This is a genomic window from Flavobacterium shii (assembly GCF_025847235.1).
In the GTDB taxonomy this organism is placed as follows: domain Bacteria; phylum Bacteroidota; class Bacteroidia; order Flavobacteriales; family Flavobacteriaceae; genus Flavobacterium; species Flavobacterium shii.
On sequence record NZ_JAOZEW010000026.1, the window covers coordinates 32,273 to 54,201 of the forward strand.

General features: G+C 33.0%; 17 protein-coding genes. 14 read left to right on the forward strand and 3 right to left on the reverse strand.

From position 1 onward, the window contains the following. Window positions 1-158: 158 nt before the first annotated feature. The 9 genes from OIU83_RS20305 (at window position 159) to OIU83_RS20345 (ending at window position 14,327) form a co-directional block, all read left to right on the forward strand. Window positions 159-2,366 carry a TonB-dependent receptor gene (locus tag OIU83_RS20305; protein ID WP_264208094.1) on the forward strand — a complete coding sequence of 736 codons (2,208 nt, stop codon included), beginning with the start codon at window positions 159-161 and terminating at the stop codon, window positions 2,364-2,366. Window positions 2,367-2,500: 134 nt separating this feature from the next. Next, the gene (locus OIU83_RS20310; protein ID WP_404827720.1) at window positions 2,501-4,600 is read left to right on the forward strand and encodes a prolyl oligopeptidase family serine peptidase; all 2,100 of its coding nucleotides are present in this window, start codon (window positions 2,501-2,503) and stop codon (window positions 4,598-4,600) included. Between the two features lie 397 nt (window positions 4,601-4,997). Next, the gene (locus OIU83_RS20315) at window positions 4,998-5,996 is read left to right on the forward strand and encodes a Gfo/Idh/MocA family protein (protein WP_264208096.1); all 999 of its coding nucleotides are present in this window, start codon (window positions 4,998-5,000) and stop codon (window positions 5,994-5,996) included. Window positions 5,997-6,412: 416 nt separating this feature from the next. Then, window positions 6,413-8,884: an AsmA family protein gene (locus OIU83_RS20320; RefSeq protein WP_264208097.1), complete on the forward strand. Its 2,472-nt coding sequence runs from the start codon at window positions 6,413-6,415 to the stop codon at window positions 8,882-8,884. A 186-nt stretch (window positions 8,885-9,070) separates the two neighbouring features. Next, a complete protein-coding gene (locus OIU83_RS20325; protein WP_264208098.1) occupies window positions 9,071-9,292 on the forward strand; it encodes a helix-turn-helix domain-containing protein in 222 nt (73 codons plus the stop codon). Between the two features lie 2 nt (window positions 9,293-9,294). Next, on the forward strand, window positions 9,295-10,551 hold the full coding sequence (gene dcm / locus OIU83_RS20330; RefSeq protein ID WP_264208099.1) for a DNA cytosine methyltransferase: 1,257 nt from the start codon (window positions 9,295-9,297) through the stop codon (window positions 10,549-10,551). After that, window positions 10,548-12,440, forward strand: a complete 1,893-nt coding sequence (locus tag OIU83_RS20335) for an McrB family protein (RefSeq protein WP_264208100.1) — start codon at window positions 10,548-10,550, stop codon at window positions 12,438-12,440. The genes dcm and OIU83_RS20335 overlap by 4 nt, the downstream gene beginning before the upstream one ends. Next, window positions 12,437-14,110: a hypothetical protein gene (locus OIU83_RS20340; protein ID WP_264208101.1), complete on the forward strand. Its 1,674-nt coding sequence runs from the start codon at window positions 12,437-12,439 to the stop codon at window positions 14,108-14,110. The genes OIU83_RS20335 and OIU83_RS20340 overlap by 4 nt, the downstream gene beginning before the upstream one ends. A 1-nt stretch (window position 14,111) precedes the next feature. After that, window positions 14,112-14,327, forward strand: a complete 216-nt coding sequence (locus OIU83_RS20345; protein WP_264208102.1) for a very short patch repair endonuclease — start codon at window positions 14,112-14,114, stop codon at window positions 14,325-14,327. Between the two features lie 41 nt (window positions 14,328-14,368). Here OIU83_RS20345 and OIU83_RS20350 read toward each other — a convergent pair whose 3' ends face one another. After that, window positions 14,369-14,602, reverse strand: a complete 234-nt coding sequence (locus OIU83_RS20350; RefSeq protein ID WP_264208103.1) for a hypothetical protein — start codon at window positions 14,600-14,602, stop codon at window positions 14,369-14,371. 633 nt (window positions 14,603-15,235) lie between these two features. Between OIU83_RS20350 and OIU83_RS20355 the strand changes: the two genes are divergently transcribed. Next, on the forward strand, window positions 15,236-15,550 hold the full coding sequence (locus OIU83_RS20355; protein WP_264208104.1) for an HPF/RaiA family ribosome-associated protein: 315 nt from the start codon (window positions 15,236-15,238) through the stop codon (window positions 15,548-15,550). 58 nt (window positions 15,551-15,608) lie between these two features. Here OIU83_RS20355 and OIU83_RS20360 read toward each other — a convergent pair whose 3' ends face one another. After that, window positions 15,609-16,265: an oxidoreductase gene (locus tag OIU83_RS20360; protein WP_264208105.1), complete on the reverse strand. Its 657-nt coding sequence runs from the start codon at window positions 16,263-16,265 to the stop codon at window positions 15,609-15,611. A gap of 390 nt (window positions 16,266-16,655) precedes the next feature. On the opposite strand from OIU83_RS20360, the gene wrbA reads away from it, so the two are divergent. After that, on the forward strand, window positions 16,656-17,822 hold the full coding sequence (gene wrbA / locus OIU83_RS20365) for an NAD(P)H:quinone oxidoreductase (RefSeq protein WP_264208106.1): 1,167 nt from the start codon (window positions 16,656-16,658) through the stop codon (window positions 17,820-17,822). A 91-nt stretch (window positions 17,823-17,913) separates the two neighbouring features. Here the strand turns inward: wrbA and OIU83_RS20370 are convergent, their stop codons facing one another. Beyond that, window positions 17,914-18,561, reverse strand: a complete 648-nt coding sequence (locus OIU83_RS20370; RefSeq protein ID WP_264208107.1) for a hypothetical protein — start codon at window positions 18,559-18,561, stop codon at window positions 17,914-17,916. A gap of 277 nt (window positions 18,562-18,838) precedes the next feature. On the opposite strand from OIU83_RS20370, the gene OIU83_RS20375 reads away from it, so the two are divergent. The 3 genes from OIU83_RS20375 (at window position 18,839) to trmB (ending at window position 21,907) form a co-directional block, all read left to right on the forward strand. After that, entirely contained in the window at window positions 18,839-19,330 is a 492-nt protein-coding gene (locus OIU83_RS20375; protein ID WP_264208108.1) for a nuclear transport factor 2 family protein, read from the forward strand. 242 nt (window positions 19,331-19,572) lie between these two features. Then, window positions 19,573-20,940: an ammonium transporter gene (locus tag OIU83_RS20380; RefSeq protein ID WP_264208109.1), complete on the forward strand. Its 1,368-nt coding sequence runs from the start codon at window positions 19,573-19,575 to the stop codon at window positions 20,938-20,940. 289 nt (window positions 20,941-21,229) lie between these two features. Then, window positions 21,230-21,907 carry a tRNA (guanosine(46)-N7)-methyltransferase TrmB gene (gene trmB / locus OIU83_RS20385; protein ID WP_264208110.1) on the forward strand — a complete coding sequence of 226 codons (678 nt, stop codon included), beginning with the start codon at window positions 21,230-21,232 and terminating at the stop codon, window positions 21,905-21,907. Window positions 21,908-21,929 lie beyond the last annotated feature (22 nt).

A 21,929-nucleotide genomic window follows, 5' to 3' on the forward strand; every position in this document is an offset into this window, starting at 1 on the left:
GATTTTATGAAAAATCAAACAAAATCTTTGTTTAAAGAATTCAAGTTGTGAAAATGGTTTACTAATTCTGATTGTTATCGGTGTTATTGAGCATATTTATACATTGTCTTTGAATTGTTTTTAAAAGAAGAATTTATCTAACTATAGCATCATTTTCAATGAAAAAAATTATAATAGCCCTTATTTTAGGGTTTTCGGGCTTGATTAATGCCCAAAATACTGTTTCTGGAACCGTAACCGATTTGCAAAACCAACCAGTTCCGGGAGTTTCGGTTTATGCGCCAGAATTGCATAAAGGAACTACCACGGATGAAAACGGAAAATACACACTGAATAATCTTCCAAAAGGGGGATTGCGTTTATCTTTTACATATGTGGGATATACAACCCAGAATAAAAATATCGATAAAGTATTAAAACAAAACACGCTTGATGTTTTACTTACACAAGCCGCTTTTGAAATGGATGAGGTAATTGTCTCCACAGCTTTTAGCAAATTACAATCGCAAAACGTAATGAAAGTAGAGCATGAAACTATCAAATCATTGCAACAAAAAGGGACTTCGACATTGATAGAAGGATTGGCGACGATTCCTGGGGTTTCTCAAATATCTACAGGAACTTCTATCGGGAAACCAGTAATTCGAGGATTAAGTGGGAATCGTGTTTTGGTCTATTCACAAGGAGTTCGATTGGAAAATCAGCAATTTGGAGATGAACATGGTTTAGGATTAAATGATGCCGGAATCGAAAGTGTTGAGGTTATAAAAGGTCCAGCATCTTTATTATATGGATCTGATGCTTTGGGAGGAGTTTTGTATTTTAACCCAGAAAAATTTGCCGATGCAGGAGATTTTAAGGCTAATTTCAGTCAGAAGTATTTTACCAACACACTAGGAAGTAATTCTTCTATCGGATTAAAAACATCTACAGAAAACTGGAAGTTCTTAGCCCGCGGAAGTTTCAACTCACACTCCGATTATAAAGCTGGTGATAGTGAACGTGTAACAAATACAAGATATAATGAGACCGATTTTAAAACCGGAATAGGATATAGTAATTCTAGCTTCTCGAGTGTTTTACGTTACAATTATAATAAACTGGATTTAGGAATTCCCGAAGAAGGTTTTGGAGAGCAAACAACAAGTAAGAATACGGAATTTCCAAGACAAGGTGTTTTTAATCATTTGTTGAGTTTGAATAATGTTTTCTTTTTTCAGAATTCAAAATTAGATGTTGATTTAGGTTATATCACAAATGATAGAAGTGAGTTCGAAGATAGTAATGAAGCTTCATTACATATGAAACTGAAAACTTTTAATTACAATGTAAAGTACCATTTGCCTAAAATGGGTAAAATAGAAACTATTGTTGGAGTTCAGGGAATGCACCAAACGAATAAAAATTCGGGAGAAGAATATTTAATTCCGGATGCAACAACAAATGATTTTGGTGTTTTTGGAACGGCAAATTACGAGTGGAAAAGTAATGTATTGCAAGCAGGTTTGCGTTTTGATAACCGCAATGTAACTTCGATTGCACATGGAATCGAAGGTGAAGAAGGTTATTTTCAAGCATTGGACAGATCGTTTGATAGTTTTAATGCATCATTGGGGTATAAAACCAATCTAGCCGACGATTTAACAATGCGTTTAAATGTAGCTTCAGGGTTTAGAGCGCCAAACTTGGCAGAGCTTACATCCAATGGGGTTCATGAAGGAACAAATCGTTATGAAATAGGTAATAGTGCTTTAAAAACAGAACAAAACGTACAAACAGATTTAAACTTAGAATATAAAAACAGCCATTTTGAGTTTTTCGTAAACGGATTCTATAACCATGTAAACAATTATATCTATACTTCGCCTACAGGAGAGGTTCTGGATAATAATGATGTTTTTGCCTATATTCAGGATAATGCCAATTTGTATGGAGGAGAAATCGGATTGCATTTTCATCCACATCCTTTAGATTGGTTGCATTTTGAAACTAGCTTTGAACCCGTAACTGGGAAAAAACAAAATGGAGATTACTTACCATTAATTCCAGCAAACAATTGGAATAATACGATAAGAACAGAGTTTAAAATCAATAATTGGTTTCAGGAAGGATTTGCAACTTTAAATGTGAGCTCTACTTTTAATCAGGATAATGTGAGTGGTTTTGAAACTGCTTCCAAAGGATATACTCTGGTTAACTTAGGATTTGGAGGAAAAGTAAAATTCGGTAAAACGGCTTTTGACCTTAATATAAACGGAAATAACTTATTCGATAAAAAGTATATTGCACACTTATCCCGATTAAAAACTGATGGGATTCCTAATATTGGAAGAAACATAGTTCTAGGGGTTAACTTCAATTTATAAGATAATAAGTTTTAAGGAACACATCTAAAAACGCCAACTATATCGTTGGCGTTTTTTATATCAATAAGAGTGAAAAAATAACTATTTTTGTTTGAAACAGTAATATTATAACAATGAAAAAAATTAGTATTCTAATGGCTATAACTGCTACAACTGTCGCGTTTGGACAAAGCGGAAAAACAAATGCAATAAAATATCCTGAGACAAAAAAAGGAGAAACCGTTGACATTTATTTTGATACTAAAGTAAACGATCCATATCGTTGGCTTGAAGATGATAAATCGGCAGAAACTGCTGCTTGGGTTAAAGCAGAAAATAAAGTTACATATGCCTATTTGGACCAAATTCCTTTTCGTGAAGAGCTAAAAAAACGAATGGAAAAATTATGGAACTATGAGAAAATAAGTGCGCCTTTTGTAAAAGGAAAATCTACATATTATTCTAAAAACAACGGATTACAAAATCAATCTGTATTCTATAAAAAAGGAGAAAACGGAAAAGATGAAGTTTTCCTTGATCCAAATACATTCTCTAAGGATGGAACAACTTCTCTGGGAGGATTAGATTTTACCAAAGATGGTTCTATTGTAGCCTATTCGATTTCGGAGGGAGGAAGCGATTGGAGAAAGGTAATTATCATGGATGCCGAAACTCATAAAGTATTAGAAGATACTTTGGTAGATGTGAAATTTAGCGGAATTTCATGGAAAGGAAAAGAAGGATTTTACTATTCTAGTTATGATAAACCAAAAGGAAGTGAATTATCTGCTAAGACAGATCAGCATAAATTGTATTTCCATAAATTAGGGACTCCTCAAAAAGAGGATAAAGTTGTCTTTGGCTTAGACCAAAAAAGAAGATATGTAGGAGGTACTGTAACCGATGATATGAAATATTTGGTAATTACAGCGGCTAATTCTACTTACGGAAATGAGTTGTATATTAAAGATTTAACCAAAGAGAATAGTCCGATTATTACTGTAGTAGATAACTTTAATAGTGATAATAGTGTTATCGAAAATGAAGGAACAAAATTATTTATCGTAACCGACTTAAACGCACCAAACAGACGTATTGTAACTGCTGATATAAGCAATCCAAAACCAGAAAACTGGAAAAACTTTATCGCCGAAACCGAGAATGTACTTTCGCCATCAACTGGTGGAGGTTATTTCTTTGCAAATTATATGAAAGATGCAGTATCTGTAGTAAAACAATATGATTATACAGGAAAATTAGTTCGCGAAATAAAACTTCCGGCAGTAGGAACAGCAGGTGGTTTTAGCGGAGAAAAAGACGAAAAAGTAGTGTATTATTCATTTACAAATTACACAACTCCAGGAACTATTTATTCATTTGATGTTAAATCTGGAAAATCAGAAATCTATCAGCAACCTAAAGTTGATTTTAAAAGTGCTGATTACGAATCTAAACAAGTATTTTATACTTCCAAAGATGGGACAAAAGTACCAATGATTATTACTTATAAAAAAGGATTGAAATTAAACGGTAAAAATCCAACTATGTTATATGGTTACGGAGGGTTTAATATAAGCTTAACGCCAGCATTTAGTATTGCCAACGCTGTATGGATGGAAAACGGAGGAGTTTTTGCAGTACCAAATCTTCGTGGCGGAGGTGAATATGGTAAAAAATGGCATGATGCAGGAACTAAAATGCAAAAGCAAAACGTATTTGATGATTTCATCGCAGCCGCCGAATATTTAATCGCTCAAAAATATACATCTTCAGATTTCTTAGCAATTCGTGGAGGTTCAAATGGAGGTTTATTAGTAGGAGCAACAATGACACAACGTCCGGAATTAATGAAAGTTGCTTTGCCGGCAGTAGGAGTTATGGATATGTTGCGTTACAATGCATTTACAGCAGGAGCGGGTTGGGCATTCGATTACGGAACAGCTCAGGATAGCAAAGAAATGTTCGAATACATCAAAGCATATTCTCCGGTTCATAATGTAAAAAAAGGAGTTCACTACCCAGCAACAATGGTAACTACAGGAGATCATGATGATAGAGTAGTGCCGGCACATAGTTTTAAATTTGCAGCCGAATTACAAGAAAAACAAACAGGAGACAATCCGGTTTTAATTCGTATCGATGTAAAAGCAGGACATGGAGCAGGAAAATCTGTAGCAGCTACAATTCAGGAAAATGTCGATATTCAGGCATTTACATTGTACAATATGGGATTTAAAACATTACCTAAAAAGTAAGACTTAAATATTTAAAACAGGCTTTTCTAATTTAGAGAAGCCTGTTTTTTTAGGATTAAATTTAACCGCAAAGTTCGAAACAAAATTAACCGCAGAGTTCGCAAGGATTTACACAAAGGACGCAAAGCTTCTCCTCAATTTTGTCATCCTGAGCGGAGTCGAAGGACCATAATCTTTGTCGAGCTACTTGATGAGACCCTTCCTACGTCAGGGTGACAAGATTGTGGTTTGTAGCAAAGAAATAAACGCAGAGTTCGCAAAGGATGCAAAGTTTTTAAATCCATTTAATCCTTTAATCTGTGGCAAGAAAATTTCCTTCAAAGAGCACAAAGTTTAAAATCAGTGGCTAACTTTTATGTAGTTTAAGCTAAATTTGGAACAACTAAAAACCAAAAAAATGAAAATTGTAAGATGGGGAATTATAGGCTGTGGCAACGTAACCGAAGTTAAAAGCGGACCTGGATTTCAAAAAGCAAAAAACTCAGCATTAGTAGCTGTAATGCGCAGAGATGCTGCCTTGGCAGAGGATTATGCCAAACGCCATAATGTACCTAAATGGTATTCGAATGCTGTTGATTTAATAAACGATCCAAACGTAGATGCAGTTTATATTGCAACGCCGCCATCTTCGCACAAAGAATATGCCTTGTTATGCGCCAAAGCCGGAAAACCTGTTTATGTCGAAAAACCAATGGCGCTAAACTTCGAAGAATGCAACGAAATGATAAGCGCCTGCAAAGAACATAATGTGCCTTTATTTGTAGCATATTATAGAAGATGTTTGCCACGTTTCTTAAAAATAAAAGAATTAATCGATAACGGAATCATCGGAATGCCAAGACACGTAAACTGTGTTTTATATCATCCATTTGAAGCAAGATACGACGACGAAATTAACTTGCCTTGGACTGTTTTGCCACATCTTTCCGGTGGTGGAATATTTGTCGATTTAGCTTGTCATACACTAGATTTTCTAGATTTTGTTTTCGGACCCATTAAGTCGGTTCGTGGTCATGCCACTTCGCAACTTATGGCATATCCAGCCGAGGATAGTGTTTCGATGTCGTTCCTATTCGAAAACGGAATCCACGGCACAGGATTGTGGAATTTCGGAAGTCACAGACGCCATGATATTGTAGAAATTGTAGGTGATAAAGGCAAAATTTCCTTTTCAACCTTCGGCAATGATCCAATATTACTCGAAGATAAAGAGGGAAAAATAGAAAGTTTTCCTATAGAAAATCCACTGCACATTCAGCAACCGTTTATTGAAAGCGTCGTACAGGAATTGCTTGGTACCCCAGGTTGCCCGTCCAATGGTGTTTCGGCAGCAAGAACAACTTGGGTTATCGATGAAGTCTTGAAAGAATTTAGACAAGCACATCTCGTTAAGTAATAGTGTTTTAGTTTTTAGTAGCAATCTCCTGCTGTCCACTATATCTTTTTATAAGGCAAAAAAACCTTATAAAAAGGATGTCGTTCCCATCAGGGCTAGAGCTGTAGAGTGGTAGGTACAATTTATAAAATTTCATTTAACACATAGAAACATAGGTTGTCTGTGTGAAAAAAGAACAAAAAAGGAAATACATTTCTTTCACATAGCTAGCTATGTGTGTTATAGATAAGTGAAACGCCTTTTTAGAGGGTACAAAAACTAAGTTTCTATGTGTTAAAAAAAATAATAAACAACGAGTAATAATATAATGCCTTTGTAGGACTTGTTTTCTATAAAGGCATTTTTCTGTATAAAAACACTGCTATTTCTTATGTTTTTAGAGTATCTTTAATATTCCCATTTTAAAATTACTTCCTATGAAACAAATTATTGATAAAATAAAATACTTTGTACAAACAAGTCATTTTAAAAAATATGCAAAGCGCATTGGGTTTTTCATCTTAGGTCTTATCGCATTATTGCTACTTGCATCGGGAGGATTGGCGTATTATTTTAACCACAATAAAGATAAAATCGTTCTAAAGATAAACAATAAGATAAATGATAATATTAGTGGAACAATCCATATTGGAGACATCCAGTATAAATTCCTAACAGGATTTCCCAATCTTACTTTAGCATTAACAGATGTCGAACTAAAAGATAGTTTGTGGGCATTGCATAAACAAACATTTCTTACGGCAAAGGAAATAGAAGTACGATTAAATATTTTGAGTTTAATATCTGATAAAATCGACTTTCATAAAATCGAAATCAATGATGCTACAGTCGATTTCTATAAAGGACCAAACGGAATAACAAATTCGGATATTTTTAGGAAAAAGTCCAATAAAGATAAAAAAGACAAGAGTAAAACTACGTTGGTAGATGAAATTGACATGACCAATGTGCATTTTATTTCCGAAAATAAACCACGAAATAAACTGTTCGATTTTGAAGTTGCAGCTTTAAAAGCCAATATCGATTATGATGGAAGCGATTGGAGCACCAATCTTTTTGTAGATACCAATGTAAAAAGTATGGCTTTTAATAGCTTGAAAGGAAGTTTTGCCAAAGACAAACGAATCAGAGGAATTATTGCAGTTACTTATAATACCGACAAAAATAAAATCACTGCAAATGTTGACGGACTCGAAATAGGAGGAGATAAATTTGATGTTAAATCTTATTTTGATGTAGGTAAGACGAGTTCTAATTTTGGAATCGAAATAAAAACAAGAATCCTCTGGAAGAATGCTACCTATTTGCTCGCCAATAATATTAGTTCCAAGCTTAAGTGGTATGATTTAAAAGACCCAATCGGTGTAACTTGTACGATCGATGGAGATTTAAACGCCGAAGGAGATCCCAAAATTAATGTAGTTGCCGAAGTTAAGGACAACGAATTGCATATTCCCGACGGATTAATTTCTGACTGTACTTTTAACGGAAAATTTACAAATACATTCAAGGATGAGTTAGGTTGTAACGATGAAAATTCGGCAGTGATAATACATGGATTTAAAGGAGCTTACAATAAAATTCCTTTTCTAATTCCAGATGCAATGATTCTTAATTTGGATAAACCAGTTGCAACAGGAACTTTAAATGCCAATTTTGATGTTACTAATCTTAATAGAATTATTAATGCCGATTTAATGCGTTTTTCAAGTGGTCAAGCCAAAGTCAATTTTAAATTTGAGTGTGATATAGTCGATTTATATTTCCGAAAACCCAAATTTATAGGGAACGTTGAAGTTAAAAATACCAGTTTGAGTTATGTTCCAAAGGGACTTACTTTCGAAAAAACAGATATCCAGCTGGATTTTACCGAGCAGGCACTTTTAATCAAGAAGTTTGCATTTAAGGATCGTCACAATACCATTTTTGTAGAAGGAAGAATCGATAATTTTCTGAATCTGTACTACGATGCTCCCGAAAAAATGCTGATAGATTGGAATATTTATAGTCCAAGTATTGATATAAAACAATTCTTGGGTGTAATTGCCACATCGCAAAAAAGCAAACAAACGAGTAAAAAAACTGCGAGTCGCCAGAGTTTTTCAGATCAGCTCCATACGGTTATAAATAAGTGCCAAGTAGTTTTGCAGCTTAATATGGATAAGCTTGTTTATGCCAAATTAGCAGCGACAAATGCAAAAGCTACTGTACGATTAACAAACTCTAATGTAACGGTTCAAAATGGGTTTTTGCAAACGGCGGGAGGGACAATTGCTTTCTCGGCTACATTGAATCCAACGGGAAACAGGTATAATTTCCAATCTGATGCTCAGGTAAATAATGTGGATATTTCAAGGTTTCTAACTTCGTTCAATAATTTTAATATAAAATCATTCGATGCCAAAGACATAAAAGGAAAACTAACCACCAAAGCAAGTGTTGCTGGAGTGATTGATTCCAAAGGAGACTTGATTCCAAAATCGGCAACTGGAAATATTAACTTTAAAGTCAATAATGGTGCATTGATAAACTTTGAGCCGATTGTAAAAATTGGAAAATTTGCATTTCCGTTTCGTGATGTGAATAATATTACATTCAGCGATTTGTCTGGAAGCCTTATTTTGAAAGGGCAAAATGTAAATGTCAATAACTTAAAAGTAAGTTCAAGTGTTTTGAATTTCGATGTTGATGGAGTTTACTCCCTCGGAAATGATACGAATCTAGCTTTGACGATCCCACTCCGAAATTCCAAAAATGATGTAAAACTAGCCACCAAAGCCGAACGGGATGCTGTTCGCGAAAGAGGAATCGTGTTGCACTTATTAGCTGTTGATGATGGCGGAAAAATTAAGATTAAATGGGGGAAGAAGAATGATTCGAATAAGTAGGATTTTAGCTTTAATATAGTATTGTCATTCTTGTAAAATGACTTAAACGCCAATCGAGAGATTGGCGTTTTTTTTGTTTTAAAATTTACAATTATTAGCGTCATTTTTTGATGAAAAGTGACTCTTATGCCGTTGCACAAAAAGCAACATTTAGATAGTTTTGTTTCACTTCAATAATACAAATTAATGGATATCAATATTAAAATTGGCGACCGAATTCGAGAATTGAGAAAGAGAAAAGAAATCTCGCAAGAAGCATTGGCTAACCTTGCTGAAGTAGATAGAACCTACATGACAAAAGTAGAAACAGGAAAAAGGAATGTAACAGTTAAGATTTTAGAGAAAATAATTATTGCTCTTGATACTGATTTTGGAACTTTTTTTAACAATAATGAATTTAAGAAATGAAAATGAAAGAGCAAATATCAATTGAAGAATTTGATGGAAAAAAGTTTAAAATAAGAACTGTAGAACAAGAGGGAAATAAAAAAGCTGTTGTAACGCATTATCTACATAATTATCATAATGGAGTAAAGAAGCATTACGAAAAAGAAGCAATAAAATATTTAAATGAAATTGTTGAATATAAAAATGAGGAGGAGAAGTTAAATCTTGTTGCTGAGGTTGCATTGCAACAACTATTATTTGAAGTTGAAAATGTACCTTTTCCCACACCAGAAAACTACACTTTTAAATTTATAGATCTTTTTGCAGGAATTGGAGGTTTTAGAATTGCATTACAAAATGCAGGAGGAAAGTGCATATTTACAAGTGAATGGGATAAGTTTTCACAAATAACTTATCGTGCAAACTTTGGAGAGACACCTTTCGGCGATATTACTAAAGAAAGCACAAAAATGTATATCCCTAAAGAATTTGATGTTTTGTGTGGAGGATTTCCTTGTCAGCCATTTTCGCATGCGGGTTTAAAAAAAGGATTTGAAGATACTAGAGGAACCTTATTTTTTGATGTTGCTGATATAATCAATAGAAGAATTGAAAATAAAAAACCAATAAAAGTAATTTTTCTTGAAAATGTAAAAGGTTTAAAAAACCATGATAAAGGAAACACTTTAAAAACTATTATAAGAACCTTTGAGGATTTAGGGTATAATGTTGAAAAGGAAGTATTGAACTCTAAAAATTTTGGGTTACCTCAAAACAGAGAGCGTATTTTTATTGTGGCATGGCTTAAAGATATTAAAAGAGAATTCAAATTTCCTTTGGGGATTGATGAAGATAATAATATGATCTTTGACTTAAAAAATTTGACAAAAGTTAGAAAAACAAAAGTTGGAGATATACTATCCAATAATGCCGATTCAAAATATACGATTTCAGATAAACTTTATGCGGGCCATATTAGAAGAAGAAAAGAGCATGCCGAAAAAGGAAATGGTTTTGGCTTTTCTTCTTTCAATATGGATTCTAATTATACAAGCACAATATCTGCTAGATATTACAAAGATGGTAGCGAAATTTTGATTGAACAAAAAGATGCAAATCCAAGAAAATTAACACCTAGAGAAGCAGCGAATCTTCAGGGATATCCTGAAAGGTTTATTATTCCAGTATCAGATAATCAAGCTTACAAGCAATTTGGAAATAGTGTTTCAGTTCCCGTTATACAAACTATTTTTAATGAAATTAAAAGACAACTTTTATGAAACCAATAGATTTATCTGAATATTTTAAAACTATAAAACAAAACTCGAAATTTGAAGCTACTTTAGCGAAAAGAGGAGGATACGTCACTTTTGGCAATACTAGTGGTAAATCTTTTACTTTAGGTTTAGATTCTGTAATATCAATAGTAAAAGATATACTAGCCAATTTGGATAAATTTAAAAACAATTCAAATTACGATGAAAAAAAATGGCGTGATTTATCTGCTGCAAATTTTAAGGATTCAGCAGCAAACGCTATGGCTACAGTTCAAACAAAGCCTCTTTTTACAACAATTAGTAAACTAATTTGCTGGAGCAATAATTATGATGTCAGTAAATATTCAGATAATAAAATAAATCTAAATAAAGAGTCTTTAAAAAAAACAATCCATGAACTTGAACTGTTAGCTGAATTATATACTCCAAAACAAAAGCCTATAGATGAAATAAACACAACAGAAACTAGTGCAATTGTTGTTTCTGAAAAAGATTTAAAACAATTTGCTTTCAGTGCATTTAAATTCCTCCTGAATCAATTTGGGTCAAATGAAATTTTAAAAAATACTATTGAGAAAAATTCACAAATTAACGAAACGGAATATGTGGGTTTAAAAATGAAACCTTATTTTGGATCAGGTAATTTGATTGGCTCTTTCGATCAGGAGCAAACTAGAGAAAGTTTAAGTTCTGGAAATCAAAATACTCAACGCTTTTTTCCTGAAAATTTAAATTTACAAGATTATCCATATTCTTATTTTTCAACTCAGTGGGGCGATGTAGATAATGGTAACTTATCCTTTAATAATTTCAAAAATTTTGTTGCTGATTTCTCAAAAGGCTCCTTTGAAGCAAAAAAACAAGATGATAAATATTCATTATTTCAAAAAACGAAACTTAATAGAAATATTTTGCAAAAAATCTATTACGGTGCGCCAGGAACAGGAAAATCGCATAAAATAGAAAATATTCTTAAAAATTATTTAGACGATGAGAAAGAAAGAATAACTTTTCATCCAGAATATGATTATTCGTGCTTCGTGGGAGGATATAGACCAACTTCAGAGGTAAACGAAGAAAATGGAAAGCTAGAAATTACCTATAAGTTCGTACCTCAGGTATTTACTAATATATATGTTAAAGCATGGAAAAATCAATCCAAAGATTACTTTTTAGCTATTGAAGAAATAAATAGGGGAAATTGTGCAGAAATTTTTGGTGATTTATTTCAGTTATTAGATCGAAAGAGCGACTATTCTATATCTCCTTCGAAAGAGTTAAAAGAGCATCTTGAACTTTTATTGGTTGGCACAAAAGGAATTGAGGGAGGAAAAATGAGATTACCTTCAAATCTTCACATCCTTGCTTCTATGAATACTTCCGATCAATCGCTTTTCCCTATGGATAGTGCATTTAAAAGAAGATGGGATTGGGAATACATACCTATAAATGATAAAGAATTTAACGACGACGCTACTGAAACAAGTGAAGCGACAAAAAACAATTCTTATGATTACATTGTAAAAATAGATGATAATCTATCATTTAAATGGATTGATTTCATAATAAATGTAAATAAAAAAATCACATTTAATCGTAATTTAGGATCTGACAAATGCATTGGTAATTATTTCATCAAACCCGACAACATAGAAATTTCATTAGATGAATTCATTAATAAAGCTATTTTCTATTTATGGATAGATGTTTTTAAAGATGAAGATGAGTCAATTTTTTCATTAATTGAAAGAAATATTTCATATGAGAATTTTTTCCCGATAAATTCTAATGGAAAAGATAATTTAATTAAATTATTATCTCCAAAAATATTAAACATTGAAATAACTGACAAAAGAAAAAAAAATGAAAATACAGAAGAGCCAATAGAATGAAAATATTAATTGAAGGAGAAAAATACAATTTAGACTCTTTAACAAAAGTCTTTGATGATCCAAAATTCTTTATTCAAGAAGAAATGTTTGGAACAATAAATTGTGTGGGCTACTATCATTCGTTCATTAAAAATGAATTAATATATATCCTTCCGAAAGTTTTTATTAAAGGCAGAAAAGCTTTTAAATTATCTCCTCAACAATTATTTGATTTAGATTTAAAAGCATCTATTAAACATGATGCGGATTATGTTTGGGTAAGGCAGCTTTTAATTTATTTCTATAATAGTTTAGCAGAATTTAGAAATCGCCACAGAAATACACTAATAGTTGAAACTAGTCAAAGCTTTGAACTAAATTCGAATTTAGGTCTAAAAGAATACTCTTATTTAGATTTAATTTTAAGTTTTGTGAATTTTTACAAAAAAAACAAAAACACAATTCTTTATCATCATATAGAATTCATTTCGAATCAGGCTAAAAAAGCCAAATGGGATAAAACAATCAGAACATCATTACCTATACTTATTTCAAATAATTCTCCTCTTTATATTGATATTAGGAATAAACAGAAAAAAGTAAATGATGAAGAAGAATTATTGAGTTATTTTTTCTCAATTCTTAATCACTTCAAAACGGAACATGATTTACCTGTTAGTATAGATAAAAGCTACAAACTTATAACTGGAAGTCAATTTGAGAAATTGCAAAGAACAGGACTTGCTAAACTCAGGAAAATCAAACATCGATACTTTGCTGATACTTTAAAAAGAATATATCAGTTATGTGAATTATATTTCGACAAAACAGATTTAAGCAGTCCAAAAAGAAAAAATGAAGAATTTATTTCTGTTAGAAACTATAATATAGTTTTTGAAGATATGATTGACAAACTTTTTACAGACAAAACATATGACAAATCAATTAATAAAATTTCAATTGAAAAATTAAAAAACAATAATGATGGTAAAATAATTGATCATATTTTTGATTACAAATCGATTATTGACACAGATAATATCTTTTATATAGGAGATTCTAAATATTATAAATCAGATTCTTTAGCAGGAAAATTATCTACGTACAAACAATTTACATACGCAAAAAATGTAATTCAGTTTAATATAGATTTATTAAATAAAAAGAAGCCATATGATGATATTCGCTATCGTGATGATATAACTGAGGGATATAATATTTCCCCAAATTTTTTTATTTATGGGCATTTGACTGATAAAAGCAATTTTGACAACCCAATTCTAAAAAAATTTCAAATAGTAAAAAAATCATCTCATTTTGAAGATAGGATCTTTGATAGAGATACTTTATTTGTTTTGCAGTACAGAATTAATTTTCTATTTGTTTTGAAATCTTATACAAGTATAAATACAGACAAAATAGATGCTTTTAGAATTGGTACTAAAAATTATTTTAGAGAAGAGTTTTTGAAATATTTTAATTCTCCTAGTGATTGCGAGTTTAAATTTTATGAAAAAGATTTTCGAGAAGAAAATTTAAGTGAATTTGTAAATGAAAATTTTAGGCTATTAAATGGTAAAGTAATAAAAATAAGAGAAAATACTTTACTAATTGCAATTCATAAAGAAGACAAGAAAAAAGATTTACTTCATAATTTAATTAAAGATTTTATACCTAAAATATTTATTTAAAATGGATGTCCATAATCCAGAACAACGTTCCAAAAACATGCGTGCCATCAAAAGCACGGCAACAAAAGCCGAAGTAACTTTAGCAAAAGGATTATGGAATCTTGGTTATAGATATAGAAAAAACAACAAAAAAGTTTTTGGCAAACCAGACTTTACCTTTAAAAAACTGAAAATTGTCATTTTCGTACATTCAGAATTCTTTCACAGTAAATATTGAAAACTTAAAAAGCCACTTTGTAGTGGCTTTTTCTATTTTAACTATTCAGCATCCAAATAAGGATTTAAAGTTTCTGCTAATTCATTCAACCAATAAAAACCATTTTCAAGGCTTGTTTTCTCGAATTTCAGTGTTTCGGATTCTCGCATTAGGCTTAGAGCAAGTATGTAATTTACTTGTCTAATTGTTTTTGCCATACTTATCGGGTCGATTGATTTGTTGAAGAAATCGGTTAACCGCAATTGGGTTTCTTTTGTAAGGGTGTTTGTACTCATAGTTTGAACATTTAGGAAAATATAAAACCCACGCATTTTAGGTGTCCTACGCTGTTCAAAGCGTTGCGGTTGTTTCCAATACCGCCACCATTCTGCGTGGGCAAAAGTTTTTTCGAAAATCATAATTTGAACATTTAGGACTGCAAAGATACCAATTAAACACGGGGAATTAGCACCGGTTTAATCATCAATCAAAAAAGTTATGGGTAATTTTGGGTTACATATAGTTACGGGACTTCTCCCTTCCTGAAGTTTCGGGATCAGGATCGCTCAGTCTGACAATATTGATGAGATTCCCCCTTCGTCGGAATGACAAAAAGAGAAAAAAATCCGTTTTATCCGCGTCTTCGCAAAGAGAATCCGTTTAATCCGTGTCCTATTCACCGTAAGCCTTCGTTCTGGATATAAGATTGCGGAGTTTCTCGTGAAGACGCACTGCGGTGCGCCTCTACGAATATGACGTAATAATTGTTACCGCACTATTGACTTTTTTAACGTGTTAAAAATTATACTTTGGGATAACAATATGAACGCGAAAAAACCTTGAAATTTTTCATAATGTTTTATTAACTCGTTCGTTTTTTTATTCAAAAATTGATAGCTTTGAGAATCAAACATTAAATATATAGTAAGATGAAAATTCAGATCAACACCGACAAAAACATTGAGGGACACGAAAGATTAGAAGCTTATTTCTCTGGTGAATTAGAAAAAGGTTTAACTCGTTTTGAAGAAAAAATAACCCGCATCGAAGTGCATTTCGGAGACGAAAACGGAGAGAAATTTAGCCTAAACGATAAAAAATGTGTGATTGAAGTTCGTCCTGTAAAATTACAACCCATTACCGTTACAGAACACGCCGATACGCTTGAAAAAGCTTTTCAAGGTGCTTTGGGCAAAGTTAAAAAATCACTTACTACAACTTTCGAAAAAATGAAAGAGTACTAATTCATATACCAAGCAAATGTAAAAATGGCATTATCTCAAATTTAGATAATGCCATTTTTTATTTTAACAAAACAGTCATTTCTTCCCAATGAAGTATTTTGACTTTTTCATTTAGTTTATTAGCAGCATTAATCATTGCTTTGGCTATATCACTTGCTTCTATTCCTTTGTATTTGCTTAATCCTCCCATAAATAATGGATTGATCAATTTAAATATTCCTTTAAAAACTTTTTCGAGAGGTCGGTTTTCTTTTCTATTTCCCAAAATCATCGAAGGGCGAAAGATATAAGTATGATCAAAATTTAGATTAATAATATCTTCTTCGGTTTCTCCCTTCATCTTAACATAAAATACCGATGAATTTGGATTTGCTCCAATTGCAGAAACTAGAAAAACAGATTTCGCACCAGTTTCTTTAGCTAGTTTTGCTGCCAATACTGGATAATCATGATCTATTTGGTAGTATTCTTTTTTATCAGGTGTTTTCTTTTGGGTAGTTCCAAGAGCAATAAAAACTTCATCAACTTCTATGTCTTTAACTACATCAGCCAATGAATTAAAATCACCGATTAAAGTTTTTAGTTTTGGATGTTGAATGTTTAAATCTTTCCGAACAACGATTATTATTTGTTCATAATAAGTGTTGTTTAGTAAATTTTCAAGGATATAAGATCCAACTAATCCACTTGCTCCATAAACAATTACTTTTTTCATAAGATGATTTGTTTGCTCGAAGTTAGAAAATTAATGGTTTACTTTATAATTAACTTTTGAGATGAATTTTTTTTAACACATAGAAACATAGATTTATATTTTAAAAGAAGATTACAAAAAGAAACATATTTCTTTCGCATAGCTTGTGTTTATACAAATAAAATGCTTTTTTTAAGTATTCTAGAATGAAAAACTTTGTGCTTTCTTAGCGCACCTTTGCGAAATAATTGTATGCGATTTTAAGAAAAAAAATCATCAATTAAGATAATAATAACGCTTTTCGCCATTGTATAAAGTAATTTTGCAGTCCTAAAACAAGAGATTTTTTTTGTGAAAAAAGCGAGTAACTTGATTTTGGGTATCACTTAATAAATCATTTAAAATAAATTCATGAAAAAGCAACTACTCGTATTATTAACCGTTATTCTTATAGGTTTTGGTGTAAATGCGCAAGTAAAACCATCCGAAACAAATGTGCTTGTCCTTGTTCATTCTCAAAATGGAGGAACGTATAAAATGGCGAAAGCTATGGCCGAAGGAATTCAGGAATATCCCAATGTAAAGGCGACAATAAAACGTGTGGCTTCGATTAATCCAAAAGAGAAATTAAATGCAGACGTTGAGAAATTACCAATTGCAACTATTGAGGAATTGACAAATTATGACGGAATTGCATTTGGAAGTCCAGTTCATTTTGCTAATATAAGCGCAGATATGAATTACTTTTTCAGTAAGAGTATTCCGCTTTGGACTTCCAGAGCTTTAGAAGGAAAACCAGCAACAGTTTTTATGTCGGCTGGATCTGGTGCAGGAAAAGAAGCAGCAATATTGTCGTTTTGGAATATCCTTGCTTCTCACGGAATGGTAATTGTACCTACAGGGATTATGGGAACAGCTACTCTAGATAAGTCAGTTCCTCAGGGGAACACACCTTTTGGAGCAACATCATTGGCAGGATCTGTTGGGACACGACCATCTGTAAGCGAATTGAATTTGGCAAAAGAACAAGGTAAAGCTTTGGCAAGAGTTGCTTCGGGATTAAAAAATGCGGAAAACGTAAAAGAAGGAAAAACAACTTCGGTAGAAAGTAAAGGGAGTATAGATATCAATCAAACACTAAAAGATAATAATATTGTGCTTCCAGAAGCTCCTAAGCCAGTTGGGAATTATGTGCCTTACACAATTTCGGATCATAAAGTATATATTAATCAAGTAGCGTTAAAAGAGGGTAAAATCCTAAACCCAGGTAAAGTTGGTGCAACCGTTACAGAGGAACAAGCGAAGGAAGCAACATATCAAACGATGCTTAATGTTATAGCAGTGTTAAAAGAAGCTTGTGGAGGTGATTTGAATAAAGTAAAACAATGTGTGCAGTTAACGGGATATTTTAATACAACTCCTGAATATACACAACATGCGGGAATCATGAATTCAGCTTCTAATTTGACAGCATTGGTTTTTGGGGAAAAAGGAAAACATGCCAGAGCAACAATTGGTGCAGTTTCGTTACCAATAAACTCAGCTGTAGAAATTCAGGCTATTTTTGAAATCGAATAAATAGCTCTAAATTAAAAACAGAAAACCCGAATGCAACTTAATGTATTCGGGTTTTCTGTTTTTATATGAAATCGAATTGAATTCGTTGTTTTTATGTTTTAGGTAATGCTGCACCTACGGCAATATCACAGCGGTGTCCTTCTTGCCCGTGTGGAGGATTCATTCCTGGAGCAGTTACTGTATAACTAGGTGTATTAGTGCTAATGGCTGCTGGTACAGTCATCTCTTGGCTAACTGTGCCTGATGCAGATTGTGTAGTAGCGGGTTGTTGTGTAGCCGTTGTTTTTGTTGCAGGAGAATTCAATGGTGCTCCAACAGGAATATCGCAACGATGTCCCTTTTGTCCGTGTGGCGGATTCATGCCTTTGGCGGTAACAGTTGTCGGCTGAGATGTAGTCGTTACTACAGGCGTTGCTGTTGTGGTTTGCGTTTGTGTTGTAACTTGTTGCGTCGTTTGGGTAGGAGCAGAATTTAAAGGTACACCAACTGCAACGTCACAACGGTGTCCAGGTTGTCCGTGTGCAGGATTAATTCCTCCAGTGGCACCCATTACCGTGTTTGGATTTGCTGCCGGTGCTGGTGTCTGAACAGTCGAATTTGCTTTTGTTGTATCTTTTGCCAATCCTAATTTTACCAATTCAGAGGTTGGAGTACTTTCCTGAGGCTCTAGTTCTTTTTTACAAGAAATAAATAGGACGGAGGAAATGACTAATGTACTTATAAAGATTTTCGGATTCATGGGGTAGGATTTTAAAGTTCCCAAATATACTCGTTTTTTTGATCGATTTTGTAATCCGTCTTTGTTAAAACAGGTTTTAGCTTGCTGTTTTACCGCAAAGTTCACAAAGGGCTACGCAAAGAGCGCAAAGCTTTGCGAACTTTGCGGTTAAATTCTAGCCGCAGATTAAAAGGATTTAAAACTTTGCGCTCTTTGCGTAAATCTTTGCACCCTTTGCGGTTAATTTTTTTACTCGAGATTTACTATATTTCACCCTTAAAACAAATAACCATTTACCATGAAAAAATCAATTTTGCTGTTATTATTCATTACTTCTTTTGCGCAAGCACAAACATCCGACACGGATAAAATTAACAAAACACTTAACTCTTGGCATAAAGCCGCAGCCGACGCTAGTTTTGAACCTTATTTTGCTTTAATGACCGATGATGCGATTTTTATTGGAACAGACGCAACCGAAAATTGGAATAAAGCAGATTTTAAAGTTTGGGCTAAACCATTTTTTGATAAAGGGAAAACGTGGAATTTTAAAACATTGGAACGTCATGTGTTTTTTGATGTATCAGGAAAAACGGCTTGGTTTGATGAATTGCTTGATACGCAAATGAAAATTTGTCGCGGATCTGGCGTTATGGTAAAAGTAGGGAAGGAATGGAAAGTAAAACATTATGTTTTGTCTATGACCGTACCAAATGATAATGTTGATGATGTTGTTAAAATAAAAGCACCCGCAGAAGATGTAATAATAGAGAAATTTCACAAAAAGTAGTAAAGACGTTGTTTTTAAATGCTTTATAAAATGAGGTTCTAATTTTGTTATAATATAATTAGCAATTCCAGATCTTAATTGGAACCTCAAAATAGAATACTCTCAATAAAAAGCCTTTAAAAATGAAATATTGGTTATAATTTGGTCTTGACTGCTATTTTTTAGTCCTTAAAAAGCAGAATACTTATTTTTTTATAACTTTGACCCCTAAAAAAACAGGGTTAAAGTAAAGTATCTGAAAAATGAAAATAGAAAAGCGCTGGGTCATTTCCTTTATTATTATAAGTATTGTGTGTATAACTGGTGCTTTGTGGCCAACAGTTAGCGGAACCGATTATGTTCTTTCGGAATTTGGAACTACAGATCATATTGTTCCTGCCGATGTTGCATGGATGCTTACTTCTTGCTGTCTGGTTTTAATCATGACACCAGGACTTTCCTTTTTTTACGGAGGGATGGTTGGGAAAAAGAATGTAATTTCTACCATGCTTCAAAGTTTTATTTGCTTAGGAGTTGTAACACTTCTATGGGTTGTGGTAGGTTTTAGCCTTGCTTTTGGAGAACCATTAGGAATTCATTCGGGAGGAAATTTTTATAGTTTTGTAGGCAATCCAACAACATTTGCTTTTATGGATTATGTGGGGGTTTTACCTCATAAGCAATTAGCCAATACAATTCCGTTTATGTTATTTGCCTTGTTTCAAATGAAATTTGCAGTTATTGCACCAGCAATTATTACTGGGTCATTTGCCGAACGAGTTCGATTTATTTCCTATCTACTATTTATATGTTTGTTCACGATATGTATTTACGCACCTTTATGTCACGCTGTTTGGTATCCTACAGGGATTTTAGGAACTTATTTTGGTGTTAAAGATTTCGCTGGAGGAACTGTAGTGCATATGAGTGCTGGTTTTGCAGCATTGGCAGGAGTTTTGGTTTTAGGGAAAAGAAAAAATAGCCGACATATTCCAACTAATATTCCTTTTGTATTATTAGGAACCGGAATGCTGTGGTTTGGCTGGTTTGGATTTAATGCAGGTTCGGCTTTGGCAGCCAATGGTGTTGCAGCAATGGCATTTGCTACGACAACAACGGCATCTGCGGCAGCAATGTTAACCTGGGTATTTTTTGATAGAATCAATGGTCGTAAAGTTTCGGCTTTAGGAGCTTGTATCGGTGCGGTTGTAGGACTGGTTTCGATTACGCCAGCTGCAGGATTTGTATCTGTTCCCGAGAGTATGTTTTTTGGATTTAGTGCAGCCTTGGTTTCAAATATGGTCGTAAATGCTACTTTCTTAAAGAAAATTGATGATACACTAGATGTTTTTGCCTGTCATGGTGTAGGCGGAATTATGGGAATGATTCTTACGGCAATCTTTGCACATGGCGATAAAGCAAGTTTACTTCATGGCGGATGGATGGTTTTTGCACACCATATGATGGCATTGGTTCTGGTTTCGATTTTTACTTTTTTTGGAGCTTATCTTTTATTTAAACTTACGAATGTAATTATCCCAATGCGAGTATCGGAAGAGTCGGAACATATCGGATTGGACTTATCTCAGCATGATGAAACGCTCGATCCTAAAATAAAAACGGCTAATTAAAATTGTATATAGCAACGGTATAAAATCCTTTTAATCTGTGGTAGAAAAATTAACTGCAAGGTCACAAGGATTTACGCAAAGGGTACAAAGTTTTAAAATTAGTGCTAATTAGTGTGATTTGTGGCAAAAAAAATAATCTGTGAGGATACGTTTAGCCCTTTTTTATATAGAAAACCACACTCAATATTTAGGTAGAAAAAAGCTATTAGAGGTGGTTTTTTTCATTTTTGAAATCCGATGCCATTCATTCGTATATATTGCTTAATTTTGCCGAAATATTTGTAAAAAAGTGGGAAGTAAAAATAAACTTAAGAGATTCAAAGAAAACGAAACATTCAATAACGTTTTTCAACCAACAAGAGAAGAAGTTGTAGGCGATTTATTTCCGCTTAAAGGGAAATGGAATACAGATTTCTTTAAAAACGATAATCCGTTGGTGCTTGAATTAGGTTGTGGAAAAGGGGAATATTCAGTAGGATTGGCCGAGAGATATCCAAACAAGAACTTTGTGGGAATCGATATTAAAGGAGCTCGTTTTTGGCGTGGTGCTAAAACTGCTGTGGAAACAGGTTTACATAACGTTGCTTTTATTCGTACTCAGATCGAATTAATCAATCATATTTTTGCCGAAAATGAAGTAGATGAAATCTGGATTACTTTTCCGGATCCTCAAATAAAATACAAACGTACTAAACACCGTATGACCAATTCGGAATTTTTACAATTGTATAAAAAAATCCTTAAAAAAGACGGTGTTGTAAATTTAAAAACCGATAGTGAATTCATGCACGGTTATACACTAGGGTTACTTCATGGTGAAGGTCATGAGGTTTTATATGCCAACCATAATGTGTATGTAAATGAAGGAAGTCCTGAAGAAGTAACAGCTTTTCAGACATTTTATGAGAAGCAATATTTAGAAATTAATAAGGCAATTACGTACATTCGTTTTAGAATTAAAGCGTAATACTTCTTTTTAATTACAATCC

What these genes read in the sequence shown, in the direction of transcription:
- OIU83_RS20305 (WP_264208094.1), top strand. Translation starts at nt 159, where the DNA reads ATGAAAAAAATTATAATAGCCCTTATTTTAGGGTTTTCGGGCTTGATT.
- OIU83_RS20310 (WP_404827720.1), top strand. Translation starts at nt 2,501, where the DNA reads ATGGCTATAACTGCTACAACTGTCGCGTTTGGACAAAGCGGAAAAACA.
- OIU83_RS20315 (WP_264208096.1), top strand. Translation starts at nt 4,998, where the DNA reads ATGAAAATTGTAAGATGGGGAATTATAGGCTGTGGCAACGTAACCGAA.
- OIU83_RS20320 (WP_264208097.1), top strand. Translation starts at nt 6,413, where the DNA reads ATGAAACAAATTATTGATAAAATAAAATACTTTGTACAAACAAGTCAT.
- OIU83_RS20325 (WP_264208098.1), top strand. Translation starts at nt 9,071, where the DNA reads ATGGATATCAATATTAAAATTGGCGACCGAATTCGAGAATTGAGAAAG.
- dcm (WP_264208099.1), top strand. Translation starts at nt 9,295, where the DNA reads ATGAAAGAGCAAATATCAATTGAAGAATTTGATGGAAAAAAGTTTAAA.
- OIU83_RS20335 (WP_264208100.1), top strand. Translation starts at nt 10,548, where the DNA reads ATGAAACCAATAGATTTATCTGAATATTTTAAAACTATAAAACAAAAC.
- OIU83_RS20340 (WP_264208101.1), top strand. Translation starts at nt 12,437, where the DNA reads ATGAAAATATTAATTGAAGGAGAAAAATACAATTTAGACTCTTTAACA.
- OIU83_RS20345 (WP_264208102.1), top strand. Translation starts at nt 14,112, where the DNA reads ATGGATGTCCATAATCCAGAACAACGTTCCAAAAACATGCGTGCCATC.
- OIU83_RS20350 (WP_264208103.1), bottom strand. Translation starts at nt 14,602, where the DNA reads ATGAGTACAAACACCCTTACAAAAGAAACCCAATTGCGGTTAACCGAT.
- OIU83_RS20355 (WP_264208104.1), top strand. Translation starts at nt 15,236, where the DNA reads ATGAAAATTCAGATCAACACCGACAAAAACATTGAGGGACACGAAAGA.
- OIU83_RS20360 (WP_264208105.1), bottom strand. Translation starts at nt 16,265, where the DNA reads ATGAAAAAAGTAATTGTTTATGGAGCAAGTGGATTAGTTGGATCTTAT.
- wrbA (WP_264208106.1), top strand. Translation starts at nt 16,656, where the DNA reads ATGAAAAAGCAACTACTCGTATTATTAACCGTTATTCTTATAGGTTTT.
- OIU83_RS20370 (WP_264208107.1), bottom strand. Translation starts at nt 18,561, where the DNA reads ATGAATCCGAAAATCTTTATAAGTACATTAGTCATTTCCTCCGTCCTA.
- OIU83_RS20375 (WP_264208108.1), top strand. Translation starts at nt 18,839, where the DNA reads ATGAAAAAATCAATTTTGCTGTTATTATTCATTACTTCTTTTGCGCAA.
- OIU83_RS20380 (WP_264208109.1), top strand. Translation starts at nt 19,573, where the DNA reads ATGAAAATAGAAAAGCGCTGGGTCATTTCCTTTATTATTATAAGTATT.